Here is a 1,392-nt window from a genome sequence, read left to right on the forward strand (position 1 = left end):
ATTCTAGATTTAACGATAAGATTTTTAATATAATCTTTATGAAATTTGTAAATTTCTTCTAACTGGAATAATTCAGCTTGATTTTTATATTGATTAATTTCCTCTTCCAACAGAGCAGTAAAATCTAAAGTTATTTTGAAATCATCAGATTCACCAATAATGGCACTAAAATAATCATTCTTCTCTATTTTAGTTTTTGTTTTTTTTACAAATTCACGTTTAAATGAAACATTTCCTTCAAACTGATGTATATAAGGATTAATATAATTTTTCAAGTCAACATTAGTTGAGCCTTTAAGGTCTGAATTACACACTTTACAACAAGGAATTAAATTATAAATTGATATTGCTAAAAAAGGATATTCGGCCTTACAAAAGAAATGATCCAATACAGGTCTTGTCCTACCACTATCGTTCAAATGTGTAAAAATAAACTGACTATTACAATATGGGCAAACTGAAATATTAACACTTTGAACAAATGTATATGCCCACCATAAATCTGGACTTTTAACATTTCGGTCGGTAAAACGATCATATTCTTTTACAAAAATATTTTCTAAAACTCTATTAATTGTCTGTTTTCTTTTAGTTTGTAATTTTGGAAGTCTTTCTTTAACAACAATAGAGGTTATTTTCGTAGTAACTTTTTCTTTGAGCTTTTCTAGCTGTAAAGGATTACCGATAACAAGTGTTTCGAAGTTTTGTAATAGTAATATAAGTATTTCTTTTAAATCTGTATCATTACAATGCTCAATCGTCTCATTTAACTTTGTATACAATGAAATTCTATTTTTGCTTACTCCTATTTCGGTTCCATTACAATAAGCCAAATGCTTTTGAAGAATGAACTCATTTAATTCAATTTTTATCATCTTTTAACGTCCTTAATTCATCAATTTGTTGTTGTAATCGTTCTATTTTTTCATTGATACTTAATACATCTAACTTTATTTTATCTTCAAAAATCTCTATGAGCTTTCTTTTTACAATTGGTTCCCCAATAATGTCAATTTGTTTTCTTATACGTGAACTATTACTTTTCACTTTCTCAGGTGAAGAGTCTAATATTTCATCTACTAATGTATTAATTTTATGTTGGGCAAATTTACCAACCAATCCATCATGCATAAAGTAGGAATTAGTCAATAAATCATGTATATTAGCTGCAAAAGTAAGTTGATTCCCCTCTAAATTCTTTACTGTACGTATTTTTTTATTGTCATCTTTTTTGAGGAGAATGACATTACCACTTGGTAAGTCTGATAATATAAATGGTGAATGGGTAGTAAGTATTATTTGAATACTCGTTTTCTGGAATAAGTATGAGATTATGTTGATGAAAGTAAATAACCAATCTTTTTGCCATTGAGGGTGAAAATATAAATCACC

Annotated in this window: 1 protein-coding gene and 1 pseudogene; both read right to left on the reverse strand. The window is 27.4% G+C overall.

Annotated features, from left to right (window positions below):
* Positions 1 to 875 (reverse strand): hypothetical protein (locus ABWK52_RS29185; RefSeq protein WP_353772369.1); only part of this gene is annotated, 875 nt, incomplete at its 3' end.
* A pseudogene (locus ABWK52_RS29190) lies at positions 862 to 1,392 on the reverse strand (AAA family ATPase); the annotation flags it as partial. The pseudogene ABWK52_RS29190 and the gene ABWK52_RS29185, both read right to left, overlap by 14 nt.

The organism is Bacillus sp. AP50 (genome assembly GCF_040492675.1).
GTDB classification, from domain to species: Bacteria; Bacillota; Bacilli; order Bacillales; family Bacillaceae_G; genus Bacillus_A; species Bacillus_A cereus.